The 17,644-nt window shown below is 61.9% G+C and carries 30 protein-coding genes; 3 read left to right on the top strand and 27 right to left on the bottom strand.

What is annotated here, in order from left to right:
• Positions 1-5 precede the first annotated feature (5 nt).
• Entirely contained in the window at positions 6-1,577 is a 1,572-nt protein-coding gene (locus tag ACYQ2U_RS14745; protein ID WP_459951154.1) for a DUF935 domain-containing protein, read from the bottom strand.
• On the bottom strand, positions 1,577-3,229 hold the full coding sequence (terL, locus tag ACYQ2U_RS14740) for a phage terminase large subunit (protein WP_459951153.1): 1,653 nt from the start codon (positions 3,227-3,229) through the stop codon (positions 1,577-1,579). Before terL ends, ACYQ2U_RS14745 begins: the two co-directional genes overlap by 1 nt.
• A 32-nt stretch (positions 3,230-3,261) precedes the next feature.
• Here terL and ACYQ2U_RS14735 point away from each other — a divergent pair, with 32 nt between their 5' ends.
• Positions 3,262-3,519, top strand: a complete 258-nt coding sequence (locus ACYQ2U_RS14735) for a hypothetical protein (RefSeq protein WP_459951152.1) — start codon at positions 3,262-3,264, stop codon at positions 3,517-3,519.
• 1 nt (position 3,520) lies between these two features.
• On the opposite strand, the gene ACYQ2U_RS14730 is transcribed toward ACYQ2U_RS14735, so the two are convergent.
• The 24 genes from ACYQ2U_RS14730 to ACYQ2U_RS14615 form a co-directional block, all read right to left on the bottom strand.
• Positions 3,521-4,018: a DUF1804 family protein gene (locus tag ACYQ2U_RS14730; protein WP_459951151.1), complete on the bottom strand. Its 498-nt coding sequence runs from the start codon at positions 4,016-4,018 to the stop codon at positions 3,521-3,523.
• Positions 4,019-4,022: 4 nt separating this feature from the next.
• Positions 4,023-4,319 carry a hypothetical protein gene (locus tag ACYQ2U_RS14725; protein WP_459951150.1) on the bottom strand — a complete coding sequence of 99 codons (297 nt, stop codon included), beginning with the start codon at positions 4,317-4,319 and terminating at the stop codon, positions 4,023-4,025.
• Between the two features lie 2 nt (positions 4,320-4,321).
• Entirely contained in the window at positions 4,322-4,705 is a 384-nt protein-coding gene (locus ACYQ2U_RS14720; RefSeq protein WP_459951149.1) for a hypothetical protein, read from the bottom strand.
• On the bottom strand, positions 4,695-4,955 hold the full coding sequence (locus ACYQ2U_RS14715; RefSeq protein ID WP_459951148.1) for a TraR/DksA family transcriptional regulator: 261 nt from the start codon (positions 4,953-4,955) through the stop codon (positions 4,695-4,697). The genes ACYQ2U_RS14720 and ACYQ2U_RS14715 overlap by 11 nt, the downstream gene beginning before the upstream one ends.
• Positions 4,952-5,479 (bottom strand): hypothetical protein, encoded by a 528-nt coding sequence (locus tag ACYQ2U_RS14710; protein ID WP_459951147.1) that lies wholly within the window; start codon positions 5,477-5,479, stop codon positions 4,952-4,954. Before ACYQ2U_RS14710 ends, ACYQ2U_RS14715 begins: the two co-directional genes overlap by 4 nt.
• Positions 5,466-5,726 (bottom strand): hypothetical protein, encoded by a 261-nt coding sequence (locus ACYQ2U_RS14705; RefSeq protein WP_459951146.1) that lies wholly within the window; start codon positions 5,724-5,726, stop codon positions 5,466-5,468. The genes ACYQ2U_RS14710 and ACYQ2U_RS14705 overlap by 14 nt, the downstream gene beginning before the upstream one ends.
• A 252-nt stretch (positions 5,727-5,978) precedes the next feature.
• Positions 5,979-6,194 (bottom strand): hypothetical protein, encoded by a 216-nt coding sequence (locus ACYQ2U_RS14700; RefSeq protein ID WP_459951145.1) that lies wholly within the window; start codon positions 6,192-6,194, stop codon positions 5,979-5,981.
• On the bottom strand, positions 6,194-6,742 hold the full coding sequence (locus ACYQ2U_RS14695) for an N-acetylmuramoyl-L-alanine amidase (RefSeq protein WP_459951144.1): 549 nt from the start codon (positions 6,740-6,742) through the stop codon (positions 6,194-6,196). Before ACYQ2U_RS14695 ends, ACYQ2U_RS14700 begins: the two co-directional genes overlap by 1 nt.
• A gap of 59 nt (positions 6,743-6,801) precedes the next feature.
• The gene (locus tag ACYQ2U_RS14690) at positions 6,802-7,242 is read right to left on the bottom strand and encodes a Mor transcription activator family protein (protein ID WP_459951143.1); all 441 of its coding nucleotides are present in this window, start codon (positions 7,240-7,242) and stop codon (positions 6,802-6,804) included.
• A complete protein-coding gene (locus ACYQ2U_RS14685) occupies positions 7,239-7,457 on the bottom strand; it encodes a hypothetical protein (protein WP_459951142.1) in 219 nt (72 codons plus the stop codon). Before ACYQ2U_RS14685 ends, ACYQ2U_RS14690 begins: the two co-directional genes overlap by 4 nt.
• Positions 7,450-7,917, bottom strand: a complete 468-nt coding sequence (locus ACYQ2U_RS14680) for a hypothetical protein (RefSeq protein WP_459951141.1) — start codon at positions 7,915-7,917, stop codon at positions 7,450-7,452. Before ACYQ2U_RS14680 ends, ACYQ2U_RS14685 begins: the two co-directional genes overlap by 8 nt.
• A 98-nt stretch (positions 7,918-8,015) precedes the next feature.
• Positions 8,016-8,729: a DUF2786 domain-containing protein gene (locus tag ACYQ2U_RS14675; RefSeq protein WP_459951140.1), complete on the bottom strand. Its 714-nt coding sequence runs from the start codon at positions 8,727-8,729 to the stop codon at positions 8,016-8,018.
• Between the two features lies 1 nt (position 8,730).
• Positions 8,731-9,225, bottom strand: coding sequence for a dATP/dGTP pyrophosphohydrolase domain-containing protein (locus ACYQ2U_RS14670; RefSeq protein WP_459951139.1), 495 nt, complete (start codon positions 9,223-9,225; stop codon positions 8,731-8,733).
• Positions 9,222-9,743, bottom strand: a complete 522-nt coding sequence (locus tag ACYQ2U_RS14665; RefSeq protein WP_459951138.1) for a host-nuclease inhibitor Gam family protein — start codon at positions 9,741-9,743, stop codon at positions 9,222-9,224. Before ACYQ2U_RS14665 ends, ACYQ2U_RS14670 begins: the two co-directional genes overlap by 4 nt.
• Entirely contained in the window at positions 9,740-10,072 is a 333-nt protein-coding gene (locus ACYQ2U_RS14660) for an HTH domain-containing protein (RefSeq protein ID WP_459951137.1), read from the bottom strand. The genes ACYQ2U_RS14665 and ACYQ2U_RS14660 overlap by 4 nt, the downstream gene beginning before the upstream one ends.
• 13 nt (positions 10,073-10,085) lie before the next feature.
• Positions 10,086-10,400, bottom strand: a complete 315-nt coding sequence (locus tag ACYQ2U_RS14655; RefSeq protein ID WP_459951136.1) for a hypothetical protein — start codon at positions 10,398-10,400, stop codon at positions 10,086-10,088.
• A gap of 1 nt (position 10,401) precedes the next feature.
• A complete protein-coding gene (locus tag ACYQ2U_RS14650; RefSeq protein WP_459951135.1) occupies positions 10,402-10,761 on the bottom strand; it encodes a hypothetical protein in 360 nt (119 codons plus the stop codon).
• Positions 10,762-10,854: 93 nt separating this feature from the next.
• Positions 10,855-11,184 carry a hypothetical protein gene (locus ACYQ2U_RS14645; RefSeq protein WP_459951134.1) on the bottom strand — a complete coding sequence of 110 codons (330 nt, stop codon included), beginning with the start codon at positions 11,182-11,184 and terminating at the stop codon, positions 10,855-10,857.
• A 4-nt stretch (positions 11,185-11,188) separates the two neighbouring features.
• Positions 11,189-11,641 (bottom strand): ATP-binding protein, encoded by a 453-nt coding sequence (locus ACYQ2U_RS14640; RefSeq protein ID WP_459951133.1) that lies wholly within the window; start codon positions 11,639-11,641, stop codon positions 11,189-11,191.
• A complete protein-coding gene (locus tag ACYQ2U_RS14635) occupies positions 11,631-12,290 on the bottom strand; it encodes a hypothetical protein (RefSeq protein ID WP_459951132.1) in 660 nt (219 codons plus the stop codon). Before ACYQ2U_RS14635 ends, ACYQ2U_RS14640 begins: the two co-directional genes overlap by 11 nt.
• Positions 12,280-12,585, bottom strand: a complete 306-nt coding sequence (locus ACYQ2U_RS14630) for a hypothetical protein (RefSeq protein ID WP_459951131.1) — start codon at positions 12,583-12,585, stop codon at positions 12,280-12,282. The genes ACYQ2U_RS14635 and ACYQ2U_RS14630 overlap by 11 nt, the downstream gene beginning before the upstream one ends.
• Positions 12,585-13,301 carry an AAA family ATPase gene (locus tag ACYQ2U_RS14625; protein ID WP_459951130.1) on the bottom strand — a complete coding sequence of 239 codons (717 nt, stop codon included), beginning with the start codon at positions 13,299-13,301 and terminating at the stop codon, positions 12,585-12,587. The genes ACYQ2U_RS14630 and ACYQ2U_RS14625 overlap by 1 nt, the downstream gene beginning before the upstream one ends.
• 53 nt (positions 13,302-13,354) lie before the next feature.
• Positions 13,355-15,445: a transposase gene (locus tag ACYQ2U_RS14620; protein WP_459951129.1), complete on the bottom strand. Its 2,091-nt coding sequence runs from the start codon at positions 15,443-15,445 to the stop codon at positions 13,355-13,357.
• Positions 15,438-15,920: a hypothetical protein gene (locus tag ACYQ2U_RS14615; protein ID WP_459951128.1), complete on the bottom strand. Its 483-nt coding sequence runs from the start codon at positions 15,918-15,920 to the stop codon at positions 15,438-15,440. The genes ACYQ2U_RS14620 and ACYQ2U_RS14615 overlap by 8 nt, the downstream gene beginning before the upstream one ends.
• 107 nt (positions 15,921-16,027) lie before the next feature.
• On the opposite strand from ACYQ2U_RS14615, the gene ACYQ2U_RS14610 reads away from it, so the two are divergent.
• Positions 16,028-16,285, top strand: a complete 258-nt coding sequence (locus ACYQ2U_RS14610; RefSeq protein ID WP_459951127.1) for a hypothetical protein — start codon at positions 16,028-16,030, stop codon at positions 16,283-16,285.
• Between the two features lie 18 nt (positions 16,286-16,303).
• Here the strand turns inward: ACYQ2U_RS14610 and ACYQ2U_RS14605 are convergent, their stop codons facing one another.
• Entirely contained in the window at positions 16,304-16,597 is a 294-nt protein-coding gene (locus ACYQ2U_RS14605) for a helix-turn-helix domain-containing protein (RefSeq protein ID WP_459951126.1), read from the bottom strand.
• A 181-nt stretch (positions 16,598-16,778) separates the two neighbouring features.
• Between ACYQ2U_RS14605 and ACYQ2U_RS14600 the strand changes: the two genes are divergently transcribed.
• Entirely contained in the window at positions 16,779-17,291 is a 513-nt protein-coding gene (locus ACYQ2U_RS14600; RefSeq protein ID WP_459951125.1) for a helix-turn-helix domain-containing protein, read from the top strand.
• The last annotated feature ends 353 nt before the right edge of the window (positions 17,292-17,644 follow it).

Here is a 17,644-nt window from a genome sequence, read left to right as displayed (position 1 = left end):
TCCCCTTACTCACGGTTAATTCTTCCCCATACTGCGGCCGCGAAGTCGCCCTGGGCGACCAGGGCCGCCAGCTCGGCGACGTCCATCTGCTCGATGGCGGCTGGCAGTCGGGCGCGGAACTCTTCCAGGGTCTTGCACTCGGCCGCTAGGCGTTCGATGGGCGTTACCAGCGGGGCAACGACTTGTTCCCAATCGTTTCCCATCAAGCTGGCCAGATCGTCCAGTTCGTCGGGTTGCGGCGCCTTGCCGCTCATGGCCGCCAAGGCGGCCATGACAGCCTTGGTGGCCGCCTTGGCGCCGCCTGGTGCCGCCTGAGATTGCACGGCGCCCAGGGTTGGCTCTTTCCCATCCGGTAACGGGATGCGGCCTTTTTCATGGACCCAGGAGATTGGAATACTGGTCATGCCGGCGGCGACCAGTTTGCTCACCCCTTCGGCGAGTTGCACCAGGTCGTCGGCCTCGCCGGTGTCGAACACCAGGCGTGGGCAACGGGACAGCCCGGCCACGCCCAGGTTAAGGGCCATCAACGGGTAGATGATGTCGCGGTTGATGGTGGTGGCGATCTGCCGGGCATCGGAATTACGGATGTCCTCGCGCACTTCGTTGTGCACCTTGCCCAGGCCATAACTGCCGCCGCCTTGCTTGCCGGTGTCGCTGGTCAATGTCTGCCCCAGGATGGCCTTGGACATGGACCTTTCCGCCCACTCGACCATTGCCAGGTGTGGCGTGCTATCGCCGCCGCCCGTGATTTTTTGAATCTCCAGCTCCATTTCCTTGGGCATGATGGCGCGGGCGTCATGGCCGAGGGCGGTAACGGCACGGCGAAGACTGGCCTTTTCCTCGGGCGTGGCGGTGCTGAAGTATTTGCCGACGATGATCGGTAGCCCGTAGATTTCCAGGAACTCGGCGAAGTCGCCGATACCGTAGGCGGCGTAGATGAATGGCCAGGATAGGACACGGTACAGGCCCAGGCGCCCCAGATAGCCGGTCTTGGCCTTGCCGTGGGTATGCAAGGCCCAGCCGAAGGGCTTGAGGGGGGCGCCATCGGCGCTGCTGTCCAGAAGACGCAGCTCGTCGCGCCGGGTAGAGAGACGGAACCATTCCTGCGGGCGGGGATACCAGCGGGGCAGGAGCTTCCCGTCTTCAAGGGTCCATTCTTGCTCAACCGGTGCAAAGCCGTGGCCCACGCCATCCATCAGTGCCAAGATCAGGTCTTCGATGGGGTCCGTCGCATCGATGAGCACTTCCTTAACCCATTCGGCTGCCGATTTTTCAGCGGCACTGGCGTTGCGCGGCGGAACAATGTCCCAGTCCAGCCCCATGACGGCCAACTTGCGCTTACCCATCTCCGAACAGAGATGGGCGTTGCGTTCTTCCATATCCGAAAACAGCCGGGCCTGGGAGGTCAAGTCTCCCATGTCCGCCGCCTCCAAAGCGGCGGCCAGGCGGGCCGGCGTGAGTCCGTTGAGGGCCGGCGTGAGGTAGGTGTTTTGGAGCTGGGCAATCGCAGCGGTCTGAGGTTCGCCCAGGGCACCGCGGTCGATGGGGTTTCCGTTGAGGTCGAGAATTTGTGGCATCAGAACATCCTCCGGGAGTCGTCGCTCCAGTCATCATCACGGCCACCCGCAGCGGGGATCCGGGGTATGGATTCAAATCCGGTATGTGCCCCCAGCATGGAAGTGGCGCCCATCCACAACATTTGCAGGGCGTCAGGGCCGTCGTCATGGTCGGCCTTGGGAAAGTGGCGGAGCTGGTCGATCAGGGTGGTTTGGCTTGGGTGCAAGCGGATCAGGCCATTGGCGCAATGGGGCTGAAGGCTTTCGATACGCAGCACCTTGTCGGCAATAGGCGTTACTGCACGAGCTGGTACTGGCACCCCGGCAACGGCGGAACGCTTGACCAACTCGGAATATAGGAACGCCTGGAACTGTACGGTCTCGATCAGCCACAGCAGGCATCGGTATTGCCGCTGTAACGCGATCACGTCTTCGATGATGCGGTCGGGAAGACGTTTCTTGATGAGGGCTTCCACCACGTCCAGGATGCCGGTCTGGCGATTGAACCCACCAACCAATAACGCAGAGGGGTCGCGGCTGGCGCCGGCCTTCCCCAAGGAAGGGTCGCAAGCCCCGACAAAAATCCAGTCGGCCAAGCGACTGACCCAGAACTGGATGCACTTTGCGAAAGGCGCATCGTCATCGGACAGGGGATCGTTTTGCAGCTCGGAGTCGAACGAGGCATGGCCGTCCCGGGCGCGAATCTTCATCAGGGCTACCAGAGGCCGCCCGGCTGGCCAACTCACTTCTGCCCCGGCATCCATTGCCAGCTTGTGCTGGTCGTAGAAGGCATCGGCCATGCCCTCCCCCTGGGAAAGCAGCAGATTCTCCCAGGTGTCCCACAGGGACATATCGTCCGGCCAGCGCATGATGGCCTTGAACTTGGCCGACTTCCACAGGGGGTTTTTCAGCAGACGAGCCAGCACCGAGTCGTAGTGCAGGATGGTGCCGATGATGATCACGTCGAACTTTTCCCCGGCGCCGCCCAGCTTGAGTACGGCCTTGGTGATCCAGCCCTGGAGCTTGTCCCGCTGCTCGGGGGTTTTTACGTTCTCGTCGTTTTCCAAGTCGTCGCCAATAAACAGGTCGGGCCGGTGGGGGCCGTGGCGACGGCCCCGGATACGCTTGCCGCTGCCGACGGCTTCCACCTTGCGGTCGTTACGGGTAACGATCACCCCGGCCTGCCACACCCGGCCACCGCCGCCGCAGGACTCGGGAAAGTCCATCGCCAGGCGGGGGTTTCCTTCCAGCTCGGCCTTGATGGCTTCCAGCATGATGGCCGCCTGGTCGAAGGCATCCATGCCGATCATGGCGTACCACTTGCGCTCGGTGATCACGCACCAGAGGACAAAAAGCTGGGACGTGATGGTGGACTTGGCCTCGCCCCGGGGGGCCGCAATGGCGTCGGTCTCGGCCCGGTCACTGTTGGCGATCTCGGGCAGGCGCTTGTAAAGAGCATCGTGGAGCCGGCTGTTGGCCTTCTTCACGTAATGGGGGAAGTAGGTCCGGCAGAAATACTCGAAATCATCCCAAGCCCGCTCCCGGCGTTGGCGGGATGCCTCAGGGTCCGGGTCGAAGCCATCCACCTCCGCTTCGATAATCTGCCGGAACTCGGCAGCGAAGCGGGTGATGTCCTCCAGGAAGGAGCGGCGGGATGTTTTTTGGCTAGTCATTTAACATAGCCCCACCAATCAAAGGAGGCCCTATGAGCATTTTTCTCAAAACCACAATCGACAACACCCTGGAAGAGTTGCAACGGCACTATCAAGAGCTTGAAAAGGCGCTGAAGGGCCGAATTCTGAATAATCAAGACATGATGTACCTCGGCTACGATCCCACTGAAAAAGGCAAGCCGGAAATGGTGGCAGTCAATGTGGAGGACGTACTGGACAAGGTTGCCCACTTCAAGACTGCGGTGGACAATCTTCGGCGCATCAATCAACGCGCCCACCGTAAGACCTAAACTAGCCATACACCCTCGCCAGCTCGTCCGCGAAGGGCTCCAGAATTTCCGCGAAGGCGTTACTGTGCCGGGGGTGTTTGGTGCGCACGAACTCACCCAGGCGTTTGACCACATCCACCGCCGTGGCCAGCTTGTCGGTCTCCGGCATCAGGCGCTTGCTGGCGGCCATGAGCTTGTTGTAGGCATCGGCCAGGCTGGCCAGCGCCTGCACTTTGTCTGCCGGGGCCATGTCGCCCGCCTGGATGGCCTCGACCGTGGCCTGTACTTGCTGCACCACCACGGCCAGGGTCTGGCGCACCACGTCCTCGATACCACCACCGGCAATCATCTGGGCGGCACGGGCCTTGTCCCAGTCGTCCCCCTCAACCCGGGCTTCACGCTTCCAGCGTTTGGCCGTGCCGTCAGGCACGCCGTGCTTGGCAGCGGCGACCTCCAGGCCGAGCTGGTTGAAAACATAATCGCCGCGCACGGCGCGGCGCTTGTCGGGGTCGTGGGCCATTGCGTTATTCCGGTATTTCGTCGGGACGCGGGCGAAGAACACCTGGCGTCTCAACACGGGCTAGACAGACATCCACGCCACGGTCGGATAGCCGATGGGCGCCGTGTTTGGTTGTCACCACAAGGCCCTGCTCCTTTAGCCAAGCGAGGTCGGTGGCGATCTGGTCCAGGCTAGATGCGTAGCCGGTACGCTCGACCTGGTTACGGACAAAATCAAGCGCGGCGGTATAGCCAGGCGCAAAGTAGAGTTGCAGAAGGATGGCCAGGCGGCGGGCTTTTTGCACTTCTTCGGCGTAGACCATGTTCAACCTCCTTGCATCAGATGACGATGAATGGTGTCAAGCAGATTTCGGATGCCTTTCACTTCACCCCGTAATTCCTTGAACTGGCCGTCGACTTCGTTCACTTTTTCATGGAGCTTGCCGAGGTCATGATGCGTTGGGCCATGTTCATCACTTTCCTCCAGGGCGGTGATTCGATTACCGTAGTCGTCCAACCGACCATCGACATCCTCGTCCAGTTTTTGGACCCTGGCTCCCAGGTCGGTTTCCAGCTTGGTAATGCGCTCGTTGGTGACCTTGTTCTTGTTGGCAAGGTACATGTACAGAGCCACCCCCCAGGTGAGCAGAAAATTGGCGGCGCTGATGTACAGCCCGATCAGCGCCAGTAGTTTGGTATCAATATCCATTGGGGCCTCGTGGGTCTCTAAGGTTTCGGTTCTTGATGCGTTCCAGAAATTCCTGGCAGCTCACGCAATGCTGGGTTCCTGGATAGGCCCGACGGCGTTTAAGCGGAATCGGATCGTCACACCGGACGCAACAGGTGGCGCTGTCGTCAACGGTCTTGTCCTCCAGACCCGCCCGGCGGCGTTGTTCCGCCAGGGCGTCATCCCGGAAGTTCTGCTCGGACTCACTGGCCCGGTCGAATATCCGGCTCATGGGCGTACCACGAGGAAGGGCTCGTAGCCGATGGCCGCCACCAGGTCACTCGGCGCGGGAAGGCTGGGAAGCTCGTACCCAGGCATCCACCTGGCGTTACGGTAGATGCGGGCCGATAGGGCCGAGCAGACCAGGCCGCCACGGTCACGACGTGGCAGCGCCCATCCCCACAGCTTGCGCGCACCGATGCGCAACAGATCCAGGTAGTCGTAGCTGATGGGGTGACGCAGGGCGGCCAGCAACTCGGCGCAGGCGGCGCCGCGATCCACCGGGCAGTCGAATACGTCGAAGTCGACGTCGGCGCGTTGGCTCAAGGGAGTCAGCACTGCCTTGATGCCGTCCATCTCGGCGATGTAAAGGCCATGCTCTCCTGTTTGCCAGCAGTCCAGCCAGATGGCCACGCCGGTGTGGGTGTAGGGGCTTTTCGTCACCGCGCGGATCAGGGCGGCCAGACCGCCGTGGTTGGAGCGGACGGCGATCAAGTCGCCATCGCGGATGCGGCCACGGGCTTCAGCGTAGTTCACGGGTTTTCTCCAGCCATTCCACCAGCCCCTTCAACTGCTCCCGCAGCTCGTGGTACATCCCCGCCACCCGCAGATGGTTGATGTACAAATCCTCCAGGCCCGCCGTCTCCGGTTGCGGTAGCTCCTCCGGCGGCAGCGTCGTCAGACTGGCTGGCGGTAGCAGCAGGGGCGCCTCGGTTGGCTTGACGCCAGCGGTACAGGCGGTAAGGGTCAAGGCTGCAATCAGCAGCCATAGACGTAGGTGCATGGCGGGATTCCTCCAGCAGTCGTTGGGTAAAAGTGGCCTGGGCGGACTTGGCGGCGACGGATTTCTTCTCGGCGGCGTTACCAGCAACAGCAGCGGTGTTGTGGTTCTCGATGGCGACGACCTGGGCCTCGGCCGTTTTTGCTTGGCATCCATTCTTGCCATCGCTTCGGCCCAGCCAGTAGCCACCCAGACCCACACACAGAAGCAGCAGCAGGCCGACGATGACGGAGGTCAGGGCTTCTTGTCTGAGGCTCATTTGAGGCTGACCCCCTGGGTGGTGATGGTGCGCAGGACGGTATTGCCCACGGTCAGCAGGAGCAGCCCCCAGCCGTAAACGTTACCGGGGACGTAGGGCTGGATGAGGTTGGCGCTGGCCTCCAGGGTGGCCAGGGCGCCGATGAGGACGTTGAACCAGATGACGCGGGATTTCCACCAGCACTTGCGGCAGGTCACATAGGAGGATTGCATCAGCCATCCCCTTCGATGATGTGGCCAGCCAGGGGCTCTTTGCCGCCGGCTAGCCAGTCGGCCACGTTGAAGCCGGGGCAGGTCTTGATCCACTCGCGGGGCTCGACGATGCCGTCTCCGTTGAGGTCGGGCGACAGATCGCGGTGGCCGCAAACGCGCGCCTTGGGGTACTGCTTGAGCAGTATGTTGACCAAGTCCTTGAGTTCGTCCCACTGATGCCGGGTAAAGGCATCGGTGCCGATCATGCAGATACCGATGGAGTGGGCGTTATGGCCGGCGACGTGGGCGCCGACTTCGTCCAGGGCACGACCCGTGGCGGAGTAGCCGTTGGTGTAAAGGACGAAGTGGTAGCCGATGTGCAGCAGGCCGGGGTTCCAGCGGACTACCCAGGCGGGGTCGCGGCGGAACGGGGGCTTGCGCTCCCCGTGCATCCGGTCGATGACCAGGACAGGCGTGGTCTGAAACTTTTCACCCGGCACACCCCGAAACAGGCTGACGCCGTTGGGGGTAGCCGAGCAGTGGATGACGATGGTATCGATAGCTCTCATGCCCGCAGTGTCGCGCGCATGGGGATATCGAAAACCGCTGGCGAGTGCCAGCGGGTAACTTAAACGGGAAAGAGGTCGGGCTGTTGCGGGTTGCTCATAACGTCGCCAGGGCAACGTTTGAGAATGCGCCAGATAGTCCGCTCGACGAGACAGAATTCACCCGTCAATTGGGCGACAGCCTTGCGGGCGGACAGTCCGCCCGCAGTGAGTACGTCGAAGCGCTGCTGCACCTTGCCGTCACGGCAAGCCCTTAATGCCGCCGCACATTTTGGCACGACCAGGGGCGAAGCGCCGTAACGCTGGGATAGCTTTTCCGCCGCCTCGGTCCCGATCTTGTCGGCCAGTTCGGCCAGAAATTCACGCCCACGGCGGCGGTCGCCGGTAGGAATGTCCAACACCCGCCCAGGGTAACACTCGACCAAGACCAGCGTTGCGGCCAACCCGATGAGGTCGACCAGCTCCAGGGCCTGTGGCGGCAGATGGGCGGTGGATAGCTTCACAGCTTTTCACCCGGCTTGAAGTCCGGCCCCTTCGGCATCCAGACCATGTCGTGCGCATCCAACCAGGCGCCGACGATGCAGCCATTGACCTGGTGCAACACTTCCGGGGTGATGGTGATGGCGATGGGCCGGGGGGCGTAACGGATAAAACGCTCCCAGGCGAGATACCCACCGAGGAAGACACCTATGATGACGCCGGACAGAAATTCAAGCACGATCCACCCCCTGACGCTTCACCTGGTACTCCAGCGCGGCCACGATCAGCCATAGCTCGGAGGGGTCGCACATGACCAGGGGCTTGGTGACGTTCTGCGCGACCTTGCCCTTGCACATGCCGGACATCTGGCAGGCAATGCCTTGGACGTAGGCCACCTGGCCGCCCTTGCGGATGCCTAGCAGGCGGCACTGGACGATGATCTTGCGCAGCAGTTTGCGACGGGGTTCTGGCGATTGATCCACCCAGCGCCATTCGTTGGTGTCGCCATTGAGGGCGCCCACCAGGCGGGCCAGGACGGGGCTGGGGATGTCCTTGGCGCTCCGGTAGCCTCTACCCCCCAGCTCCAGGGTGCGGGCCTCCAGGATGTCCCGGTAGGTGGCGTCGTCCCAGCCCTGGTCACGCTTGATGCAATGCAGGCTGGCCAAGAGAGATTTACGGGAGGCGGCGGTGGCAACCATGTCAATCCTCCATAGTCCATGCGATCAGCAGAAAAATGCCGACCAATGGGTGGTGGTTTATGAAGGCCCAAAGCATCACGGCAAGGACGATCATCACGTCACTCCAAGGAAAGAGGCGAGGAAGCAGAGCCGACACCGTGATTAAGCTGTGCATTCCTACCGCTGATATGCCCAGCGTTCAGATCACCGAATTCATAGTCGCGCAGGCCGCGTCCCCGGTTCCGATCAGTCGACTGAAGATCACGAAGATTCGGGTAGTGCTTTTCCATGTAGGCGGCAATTGCCAGGCGGTTCTGCTCTGTTCCCGAAAATGCAGAGATCAAAGCACCGACACCACGCACCCAGCCTTCGCTAAAGAGGTCTGCCCGCCTCACTTGAGCATTCCGCTTGCACCGCTTCAGGCGGTTATCGATATGCTCTTTGCGGGCCTTTCTGGCTTGACGGGCCAATACCTCGAAAGCGTACTGCGCAATGGTTGGGGCAGTACCACAGCCGATAAAACTCCACAGACCAGGTTTCCGATTGCCTAGAAGTACATGGCCATGCGCCGAGGTAAACAGCACCTCGCAACCGAAGGCTTCACCGATCTTGCCGGCAAGCATGGTTTCCCATTTGGCGGGTTTTGAGTCGGCACCGGATTTGGCGCAGCATTCTTCAGCCCCTGCGGACAGCATGTCCGCATCACTGATGCCGTGAAGTTCCATCAGCTTTTGTGCCTGACGAAGAGCGGCAGCGGCTTCATGCTCATTGCTGGACTTCCCCAGGGCGAGGCACTTCTTGATCTTCTCAATGATGGAGGATTTATCTTCCATGTCAGCCGCCCCGGACGTGTTCAATGGCCTGTCCTTCCGGCACGGTGCGCCAGTCAGGCCAGGTGCGGCTTTCGTTCTTGATCTGCTTCTCGGCGATGGCCAGGGCGATGTCTTCGGGCTCATGGCCAGACCGCCAGGCGCCGTCCAGGGCCAACAGGATCAGGTCGGCCCATTCCTCGGCATCCTCAGGAGCGGCCATGACTTCCTCCAGCTCCTTGCGGATGTGGGCCACCACCCCCTTCAGGCGATCACCCGGGCCAAAGGTGGCCCGGCTGAATTCCCGTTGCCGATGTAGGTGGGCGATCAGGTCAAAGCTGGTGATGCGGACCGGGGCATCGGGAAGGTGTCTGGCTTCGTCTTCCATACGGATGGCGATGCGCTCCAAGTCTTCGGCGATGGCCACGTCGCCCGGATTGAGGGAACCGCGCAGGCGGCGTGCCTGGTCGCGGAGCAGGCCCACGGTGTTGAGCAGGTCGAGTTTGTGCTGGTAGCTCATGCCGACACCTCTTCCGTTGCCGATTTCAGTAACGCATCCACCATCTTGTCCACGGCGCTGTCGGCAGGCTTGATGAAGACGGCCTCGTCGCCTTCGCTGACGCTGATACCCAACTTCTTCAGCTCGGCGGCGGTGAGGTTGTTGAGGGCGTCCTTGGCGGGCTTCTCGGTGGTGACGACTAGCACGTCGGCCTGGTCGGGGAAATGCTTCTTGATGAGGCGCACCACCTGGTCGGCGTCTTCCCATTCGATCTTGCCCTTTCCCTTGACGAAACCCAGGCGGATGCCGTGGAAGGTTTGCGTCTTTGGCTTGGCGAAAAGCTCGGGGGCTTGTTCGATGAGGGACTTGAGCTGGTCGTGATGCTCGGCGGCGGCGGCGATGGCCTTGCGCAGCTTGGGTATTTCGGTGCGCTTGAGGGCATCCATCGCCGTGTTGAGGGCGGTGACGATGGCGGTCACCTTGTCGCGGGCTTCGCTGTAACGCTTGGCCTGCTGTTCGATTTTGTCCATGTGGGTCATGCGTAGGCTCCCGAGAAAAGGTCAGGGTTCTGGTAGTTGATGAAGGCGTGGAGCAGTTGCTCGGCCTTGCGGGTGCTGTGCTCGGCCCGCTGGGTGAGGAAGGAATGGGTCGCTTCGACTTCCGCCTGGGTGGTGGCGATGAAGTAGCCGGTAGAGGGATGGGCGCAGACGGGGACACCCTTCTCGATCAGCTCATCCACCAACTGCCGGATGGCGCGGTCGGTGGTGTGCAGGTCGGCGGCCAGGGCCTTGGCACTGCGGCCATTGGCCTGGCCACGGCGGAGGACGGAATGAAGAGCATCAGGCGTTACAGCTTTTTCGAGGGGCATGGTGAGTCTCCTTTCAGGGGGCGTAGGGACTGAGGGACTTCGACTTGCAGTTGGAACACAGGCGGTTGTGGCTGCCTTCGGACCAGAATTGGTTGCCGCAGCACATGCAGGGGCGCTGTTTCTTCCCCCCTACACGGGGCCGGTGGGGCGCTTGGTACCGTGCATCCTGCTGGCGACCTCGAAGCACCTTGAGGCGGCTTTCGATGGAGCTGTAGGGGCGATTGAGGGTGGTTGCGGCCAGGGTCTTTCCGTCCCCTCCTTCGATCATGGCCAGGAGACGGATATCTTCTTCCGGCGTCCAGGGGCGACCTTTCACAAATCCGGCCATGTCACACCTCCACGCCCCGCATGCGGAGCTGGGAAAAAATGCGAGCTGATAGAAGACCAATAGCGATGGCATGGCGCTCTTCGCAGCCGTTACTCACGGCGCCACCAAGGTGGTGCTGTGAGGCATGGGCGACCTCGTGAGGAACAAGCTCCAACAATTCGCTATTGATCGCCAGGACGATGGTTCCCGTATGCGATGCGCTGTCTGGTGCCGGTAAAAAAAAGGCATGCGCCTGATTTTTCTCACGGCGACGACGTCCGCCTCGATATTCGGCATCGACCTCCTGCACCGTCGCCATGACGCGGACGATCAGCGCCATGCGACCGTGGGAAACGGTGAAGACGTGGCGGGCGCGGGTCATGACAGTTCTCCCGCCCGCCGCCAGGCGCTGCGCAGGGTGTGGTGAAGGACGGGATCGGCGACCAGGCGCCAGGTGAGGATTAGGCGGCGCATGTCAGTGCCCCTTCCTTTCTACCCACACGACCTGGACGATGGTGCCGTCGTTTGCCTCGGCCCGGAATTCGCCGTGCTGCTCGGTGTTGGTTTGGTAGTAGTAGCCGGCCTGCCCCGTCTCCAGCATTTGCTTGATCCGGGGGTGATAGGCCACCTGCACGGTGGTGCGGCCATCGGCGCCTGCCAAGACGCTGATGATGTCGAAGCCGTTGAGGCGCAGTTTGAGGACTACGCTTTTGGCGGCGGTGAGGCTATCCAGCACCCGATCCGCCGACACGGCGGCCAGGGCCTGCCGCTTCAGGCAATTGGGCATTTGCAGTAAAGCGTCCATCGCGTTACTCCTTTTCCTTGGTTGGGCGGTGCGGGCACCGCTGGCACTCTTTCCAGATGCGCATCGACTGCGGGTTATGGGTGGGGGCCGGGCCGTTGCCGATGCGGTCGCATTCGGCACGGGGTTGGGATTGAAAAGTGGCCGGGCATTCGCGGATGACGTACAGGCGATCCAGCACCCGGTCGATGAAGGTCTGCGGTACGCCACCGGGAAAGCCGCTGGGGCGGCCTTCGATGGTGGCGACGGCGCGGGACACGTAGGCACGCTTGAACCCCAGCAGACGGGCCACGGCGGCCTTTCCGCCATTTCCGCGCTTTTCGGCCTGGCTGACTTCATCCACCAACAGGCGCTGCCAGAGGGGAGCGTCGGCGGGCAGGAACAGGGGCAAGGCAATGGCGGTAGGGGCCGGCTCCGCGTTCGGCGACATCCCGATGCCGGCACTTTGGTCAGTGTCCATAGATGGCGGTCTCCTCGGTGATGGGCCGAATCCAGACCACCTTGTCCAGGTTCGGGTCGTAGATGGCATCGGTGCGCTGAACCATCGGGGTGCGTGGCCCGGTGTCGCTGACCAACTGGTAACGGGCAAGTTTGGGGACATGCCGGTTGGCGTTGGGTTGCGCCTGGGCGGTGCATCGGAGATAGTTGGCCAGGTGCAGGTTGCGCAGGTAGTCGCCTGCGGCGACTTCGTTGACGGGGATATCCTGGGTGCTGGCATAGGCGGCCAGTTCCCGCGCATTGATGTCGCCCTTGTGCATGCGCAGGGTTCGCCACATTTGCTCCTGGGCCAGGCCCTGCGTTACCGGGGTGCCATCGCGGCGGACCCGAGGGGCATCAACGCCCGCATCGATTGCGAGGCGATAGACGGCTTTGACGTAGCGATCCTTGTGTGGCGCGACCAGGGACAGGAAGCCGGCGGCGACGAGGCCCCGCCGGTAGTCGCGCACCAGGCCGGTATCGATGTCGGTCTCCCGCCCTTCGGTGGCGGACCAGATGTCATCCTCGGTGAAGGTGGCACCCTTGCCGCCGATCTTGCGGATGGCGTCCCAAATGCGCTGCCGGGGGCCTTTGCCGCCGACGTAGGTGAGGTGGACTGGCTTACGCGGCATGATCGCCCTCCGCGTCGTATTTTTTCAGCAGGGCCTTGGCGACTGTCTCAAGGTAGTCGTCAAGATCATCGCGGGCCGTTTGCAACTGCTCGATGAGCTGGTCAAGATCATCGACATTGAGCCCGAGCGTTGACCAGATACGGTTTTCGCCGTCGATCATGCGGAGAAGCACCTCCGGGCTATTCTCGCCACGGAATACGACTGGCTTGGCCTCGCTGAAGAAAACAGTCTCAGCTTCGTTTTCGTCGAAATGGTCACGCACCCACCGGAATTTGACTAATCTGAGCAGTGCCATCACACACCCCTCCTCGGGGCTTCGCCCGTGTAGATGGGACGGTCGCCCCAGCGGTGCTGGTCGACGTCTTTCCAGCCTTCCAGGTGGGCGGTTTCGTGGATGCCGCTGAGGTTGACGCAGACGCGGCGGACGCTGCCGCCGGCCTGGCTGACCAGGTGGGCGATCAGGTCGTCGGCGATGGCGATACCGGGGCTGTAGATGGGGACCAGTGCCTTGGCATCTTCGATGCTGACGGGCTGGGCGGGTATCCACGACAAAACCCGGCTGTGAAAGCGTTCCCATTTCTTGAGCTTGGTGGGGAGCATTTCTTCGCCGGCCAGGATGATGGTGGCCTGGGAGCCTTCGTAGATGTCGCGGACCAGTTCGACCATGCTGTCGGTGCGCAGGGCGAAGTCGAACTCGTCGATCATGAGGGGGCGACCGCTGGCGGCGAGTTGGGTACAAATCTGGTCGAGCAGCGCAGGCACGGTGCCGGCGGCCTTGATGCCCATTTCAAAGAGGATTTTTTCCAGGAAGGCCTTGCGGCTCCAGGCGCTACGCATTTGCACGTAATAGGCATTGGTCTCATTGGCGACGGCCAACAGCGCCGTGCTTTTCCCCCACCCTGCCGGGCCATAGAGGCCGGCAAAGCCGGGTAGGCTTTGCTGCCGGGTGACCAATCGCTCGACGGCGATGCGGACGAGGTTGAGGTTGTGAATCTGTGCGACTTGTGACATGCTTGTTTCTCCTATGTAGGTACTGCTTCAAACGGGCCGCCGCGTGACTGCCATCACGCTGCGGCCTTTCTCTTTGCCAGGACGCGGTATTGCGTCGTCTGCTGGTAGCTGCCGTGCCAGTTGGCTTCATCCTCGGTAACGGGCTCACCGGCCAAGATTCGCTGGTCGATGTCCTGCCACTCGATGTAGTTCTCTTCCGGTCGGCGTTGGCTGCGGGATACGGCGGGCTGGGCCAGGGGCTTGGCGATTCCGCCCATTGCCTTGGCTGTTTCGTCCATTGGTTCGGTGATTTCGTCCATCGGCTTGGCCTGGATGGCGGAGATGGCAGCGGGGTCGATGACGCGACCACCGATGACGAGGTGGTCGGCGCTGGGCACGGCCAGGGCTGGGGCGCCGTGGAGTTCTTCCAGGATTTCTTCGCGCTTGGCGTCAACCCGGGCGAGGCGGCCTTTGGCCCGGCGTTCCCGGGCTTGCTGGACGACGGGGACGGGCATGTAGTGGCGGCGGTTGCCGTTGGCTTCTGCCTGGCAGATGAAGCGCCCCTCGGGGGTGTATATCCAGATGCGGCTGGGGTCGTGGATGTCGTAGGCGACCTGGGCGCTGTGGCCGTGGAATTCGGCCAGGGCCTGGGAGAAGTAGAGGTTGGTGAAAAGTTCGACTTCGCCCCGGCGGATGGTGCGGATGACGCGGGGCCGGAACAGGGTTTCGACGTGGTCGTTACCGAGCACATGGGCCTGCCATCCCCGGGCCTCGAAGGAGCGGCGGCAGAGGTCGGGGGAGACGCCTTTGAGGGAGCGGTGGGGCTGGGCGTTGTACTCGGCGACCTTGGCTTCGACGAATTGGACGAAGACTTCCCAGGGGATGAGGGGCATGGCGCCGCCCTTCTTGAGGGCTTGACGGGTGAGCTTGAACTGTTGGAGCCGGGCTTCGCGGTCCATTTCGGCGCCGACGTAGCTGGGGAGCTGCTTGGCGGCCTGGACCCATATGGTCTGGTGGCTGCGTTCAATGACGCCCCGGGCTTGGGAGTTGTAGGGCAGGCTGTGCCGCATTTCGCAGCCGAGGCGGCCCATGAGGCCGGTGGCTTCGTCTTTCATGAGGGCGTTGGCGTAGCCGGAGCCGTTATCGACGTAGAGAATGGCGGGGATGCCGTAACGCTCTACTCCGCTACGCAGGGCGTCGACGACGGCCATTCCGCTTTCGGCCAGGTCCACGCTCCAGCCGACAGCCTGGCGGGTGGCGATGTCGATGAAGGTGGTGATTTCGGGCCGGAAGGGGCGGCCATGCAAGGGGTGCTGGACTTCGGCGTCGAAGGTGTGGCCGTCGGCGGTCCAGATGTCGTTGGGTTCCAGGTGGCTGAAGTCGCGCCGGATGAAGGGCTTGATGTTCTTGAGTTCGCGGTCGCCCATGCGGCCCCGCTCCCGGGTGACGGTGCCGAGCTTGGCCAGCCAGCGCCGTACCTGGTGGACGCTGGCGGGGATGGTGTCGCCTGGGATGAAGTCTTGACGGACCCACTCACGGTAGGCGGCTTCTACGCTGGGCTTTTGCGGGGTTTGAAAGTGGGCAAGGAAACCATTGGCCCAGGCTGGGATGTCATGGTCGGCCTGGACGATCTTGGGGGTGAGGTCCGGGGCGGCTAACCAGCGTTTGAGGGTACGTTCGGAGGGGAAGCCGTCCCCTGCACGCCCCCGTGGGTCGCGGGCGAGGCGCAGCATGGCGCCCAAGGTGGCCGGCGTTTGCCCGGCTTTGGCGGAGGTAAGCAAGGTGGTGATGGCGGCGGCCTGGCTGGCGCCGGCTTCTTCCTGGATGCGTTTGATGGCGGCCAGGACACCGTTGCGGGCATCGCGCTCTTGCCGTTGCTGGTCGGTGAGGTCGATGCAGGGAATAGGAAAGCCTGCTGCCTGTGCGGCGGCAGGCAAAGGTGCGGCAGTAACCGCACCGGAGGAGACGATGGCTTCTGCCCGCTTTTTGACGACGATCTGGCGCACGGGTGCGGGCAGGTCGGAAAGCTCATAGCGGTGCTGCAAGCCGCCCCGGGCGGGGATGGCTTCAAATACCCATTCTTCCCGCTTGGCACGCTGGGCGACGGCGACCTTTGAGACGCCCAGGTAGCCGGATAGGTCGGCAAGGGTGAGACGGTCAGGCATTGTCGTCTCCGAAAAGGTCCAGCTCGGGTGTGGCTTGCCGGGATACGTTCTCCCGGTGCCAGGCGAGACCTTCCAGGGCGACGGTGAGCTGGGCGATGGTGTCGTCGATGCTGGCGTTGCTGCTGTAGAAGCGGATCAGGGTGGTGGTGGCCTCTGAAATTGACTCTTGGAGCTGGGCGACGTCCATTTCGGTGGCCTTGCGCCCCAAGGGAATGTCGATCAGCAGCTTGTGGGCGCCGTGGGCCAACCACCAGGTGACGTAGTTGCAGCAGCAGGCGTTTTCAAAGGGGCGGATCAGGTTTGCAGGCATGCGCCCGGTGCCCAGCCACTTGTAGAGGGTGTGTGACTGGACCCCCATGAGGTCGGCGATACGCTCAATCGAGCGGTTGTGCCGCTCCCTGGCGAAGTCCACGCAGAGCTGCATGGCGTTCAGCAGGGAGTGAGGGCGGACACGCTTCCAATTACGCATTTTCATTTGACATATCCCATTGGTGATAGGTCGAAACAAATAGCCGCTCTAGCCCTAGTGCCGCTTGTCGGGGCTCCCTAGACTGGGAACCGTTACGAACACGGAGGCAAAACATGAGCAATCCAAGACTGGAACTACTGGAAGAGCAGCTTGACGAGCAGCAGGACGAGGTGATGGCGCTACGGTTCGCGTTCATGACCTTGTCCCGCGCTTTGCATGACCAAGGGGTGCTTCCCCTTGGGGTGACAGCCGGGCACCTTGGCCGGGCTGCTGATTCGGTTCGGCAGGAGTCCCTGCCTGGGCCGGGCGACTTGTCGCCAGTTGCCGCAAAAATCGACGAGCTGCGCGGCGTGCTGATTCAGTGGCAATGAGCCAGGACGGGAAGTACGTCATGCCGCCGCCCTCAGATCAGTTACCAGTGAGTTACCAGCTCCTTCGTTGGTGGTACCCTTGTAACGCGTCGGCCAAATGGTTTGAGGTGCTACCTCAATGGCCTCGGCGATCAGCTTTTGTCCCTTTGGCCACGGCACCTGTAACGCCCTTTTCAGGGTGCTCGGGTCTTTGTAGCCGTGGTGGATGGAGAGCTTGCGCAGGGACCAGCCTGCTTTACGCAAGGCGGCCACGATGTCGGCGCTGTGCCAGTCCTCTTGGGCTGCTTTTTTTAGGCGGTTTGTTTTCCTCATGGGGAAAGATGCTAAACCAGAAATTTCTGGCTTGCAACAGAAATTTCGTGCATCGGTTCGCCTTTACGCTTTGCAGCGGTGAGGAAATCAGGGGAATTGAATTTTTAATCAATAAAAACAGGGGGATAAGGGAAAGCGTAAAGCGACTCGCACGTTTACACTTCCTCTTAACACTTAGCCTATGGAAAGCGTAAAGCCAGAGCTTGATGCCCTGAAACACGAAATTTCTGGCAGGTTCAGGGTCGCCAGGGAGGCGCTGAGGCTCACCCCGCCCCAGATGGCCGCTGAAATGGCGAAAACGGGCCTGGTGAAGGGATCAGCCCAGACGGTGCGTGATTACGAGGGGGAAAAGAGCATCCCGGGAGGCGCAACCCTAGTAGCCATGCGGAAACTCGGGGTGAACGTGGATTTCGTTCTGTTCGGGGAAGGGCCGGCTCTACTGGATAGCGGCGGTCAGCCAGGGACCGTGCAAGAGCCCGGGGTGGCTTACGCAGCCTCCCCGGCGTTACTGGATGCCGTGCTTCTCCAGCAAGTGATTGACTTCTTTCATCGCTGGCTGGCCGATAACGGTAACCGCGTCCGCATTCCGGCAGCAAAACACGCGGCGATTATCACGGTTCTGTACAAATCGGCTTTGCTAAGAGGAAAGGCCGAAGACGCAGACCTGGCGCAGGTTCTAAGCATTGCCGCGTGACGGGCGCATACATATACTGGATGCGTGCATCATGGAGACCCGGAGAGTGACTTGCGGGAAATCCTCGCAGGCGTGGTCTCGATCCGAATAGGCGACACCTGGATCAAGGCTTCTGATGGGGTTTTCCCGACCACGGCGGCCAATGAGCCTCCGAAGGCCCCTGTTCACCAATTGCCGCTTTTCATCCACCTTGTGCCAAATAAACCGCAAAAATGATCGTTCCGGCATCACTTTTGCGCATTTTCGCGGCGGCCACCCATAACCCCTGAATCCGCCGCCATCCCGCACCGTTGCGGGCTATTCACCTACCAGCCCGCTCTCTTCCCCCGTGCCAAAACGATCACCTCCCCACA

The organism is Denitratisoma sp. agr-D3, assembly GCF_054658675.1.
Note: the sequence above shows the minus strand (reverse complement) of the source record. Positions and strands in the feature narration are given on the sequence as shown.

Bases quoted from the DNA above. Each gene is read 5' to 3' on its own strand.
- ACYQ2U_RS14745 (WP_459951154.1), bottom strand. From the start codon at position 1,577: ATGCCACAAATTCTCGACCTCAACGGAAACCCCATCGACCGCGGTGCC.
- terL (WP_459951153.1), bottom strand. From the start codon at position 3,229: ATGACTAGCCAAAAAACATCCCGCCGCTCCTTCCTGGAGGACATCACC.
- ACYQ2U_RS14735 (WP_459951152.1), top strand. From the start codon at position 3,262: ATGAGCATTTTTCTCAAAACCACAATCGACAACACCCTGGAAGAGTTG.
- ACYQ2U_RS14730 (WP_459951151.1), bottom strand. From the start codon at position 4,018: ATGGCCCACGACCCCGACAAGCGCCGCGCCGTGCGCGGCGATTATGTT.
- ACYQ2U_RS14725 (WP_459951150.1), bottom strand. From the start codon at position 4,319: ATGGTCTACGCCGAAGAAGTGCAAAAAGCCCGCCGCCTGGCCATCCTT.
- ACYQ2U_RS14720 (WP_459951149.1), bottom strand. From the start codon at position 4,705: ATGGATATTGATACCAAACTACTGGCGCTGATCGGGCTGTACATCAGC.
- ACYQ2U_RS14715 (WP_459951148.1), bottom strand. From the start codon at position 4,955: ATGAGCCGGATATTCGACCGGGCCAGTGAGTCCGAGCAGAACTTCCGG.
- ACYQ2U_RS14705 (WP_459951146.1), bottom strand. From the start codon at position 5,726: ATGCACCTACGTCTATGGCTGCTGATTGCAGCCTTGACCCTTACCGCC.
- ACYQ2U_RS14700 (WP_459951145.1), bottom strand. From the start codon at position 6,194: ATGCAATCCTCCTATGTGACCTGCCGCAAGTGCTGGTGGAAATCCCGC.
- ACYQ2U_RS14695 (WP_459951144.1), bottom strand. From the start codon at position 6,742: ATGAGAGCTATCGATACCATCGTCATCCACTGCTCGGCTACCCCCAAC.
- ACYQ2U_RS14680 (WP_459951141.1), bottom strand. From the start codon at position 7,917: ATGGTTGCCACCGCCGCCTCCCGTAAATCTCTCTTGGCCAGCCTGCAT.
- ACYQ2U_RS14675 (WP_459951140.1), bottom strand. From the start codon at position 8,729: ATGGAAGATAAATCCTCCATCATTGAGAAGATCAAGAAGTGCCTCGCC.
- ACYQ2U_RS14670 (WP_459951139.1), bottom strand. From the start codon at position 9,225: ATGAGCTACCAGCACAAACTCGACCTGCTCAACACCGTGGGCCTGCTC.
- ACYQ2U_RS14665 (WP_459951138.1), bottom strand. From the start codon at position 9,743: ATGACCCACATGGACAAAATCGAACAGCAGGCCAAGCGTTACAGCGAA.
- ACYQ2U_RS14660 (WP_459951137.1), bottom strand. From the start codon at position 10,072: ATGCCCCTCGAAAAAGCTGTAACGCCTGATGCTCTTCATTCCGTCCTC.
- ACYQ2U_RS14655 (WP_459951136.1), bottom strand. From the start codon at position 10,400: ATGGCCGGATTTGTGAAAGGTCGCCCCTGGACGCCGGAAGAAGATATC.
- ACYQ2U_RS14650 (WP_459951135.1), bottom strand. From the start codon at position 10,761: ATGACCCGCGCCCGCCACGTCTTCACCGTTTCCCACGGTCGCATGGCG.
- ACYQ2U_RS14645 (WP_459951134.1), bottom strand. From the start codon at position 11,184: ATGGACGCTTTACTGCAAATGCCCAATTGCCTGAAGCGGCAGGCCCTG.
- ACYQ2U_RS14640 (WP_459951133.1), bottom strand. From the start codon at position 11,641: ATGGACACTGACCAAAGTGCCGGCATCGGGATGTCGCCGAACGCGGAG.
- ACYQ2U_RS14635 (WP_459951132.1), bottom strand. From the start codon at position 12,290: ATGCCGCGTAAGCCAGTCCACCTCACCTACGTCGGCGGCAAAGGCCCC.
- ACYQ2U_RS14630 (WP_459951131.1), bottom strand. From the start codon at position 12,585: ATGGCACTGCTCAGATTAGTCAAATTCCGGTGGGTGCGTGACCATTTC.
- ACYQ2U_RS14625 (WP_459951130.1), bottom strand. From the start codon at position 13,301: ATGTCACAAGTCGCACAGATTCACAACCTCAACCTCGTCCGCATCGCC.
- ACYQ2U_RS14620 (WP_459951129.1), bottom strand. From the start codon at position 15,445: ATGCCTGACCGTCTCACCCTTGCCGACCTATCCGGCTACCTGGGCGTC.
- ACYQ2U_RS14615 (WP_459951128.1), bottom strand. From the start codon at position 15,920: ATGAAAATGCGTAATTGGAAGCGTGTCCGCCCTCACTCCCTGCTGAAC.
- ACYQ2U_RS14610 (WP_459951127.1), top strand. From the start codon at position 16,028: ATGAGCAATCCAAGACTGGAACTACTGGAAGAGCAGCTTGACGAGCAG.
- ACYQ2U_RS14605 (WP_459951126.1), bottom strand. From the start codon at position 16,597: ATGAGGAAAACAAACCGCCTAAAAAAAGCAGCCCAAGAGGACTGGCAC.
- ACYQ2U_RS14600 (WP_459951125.1), top strand. From the start codon at position 16,779: ATGGAAAGCGTAAAGCCAGAGCTTGATGCCCTGAAACACGAAATTTCT.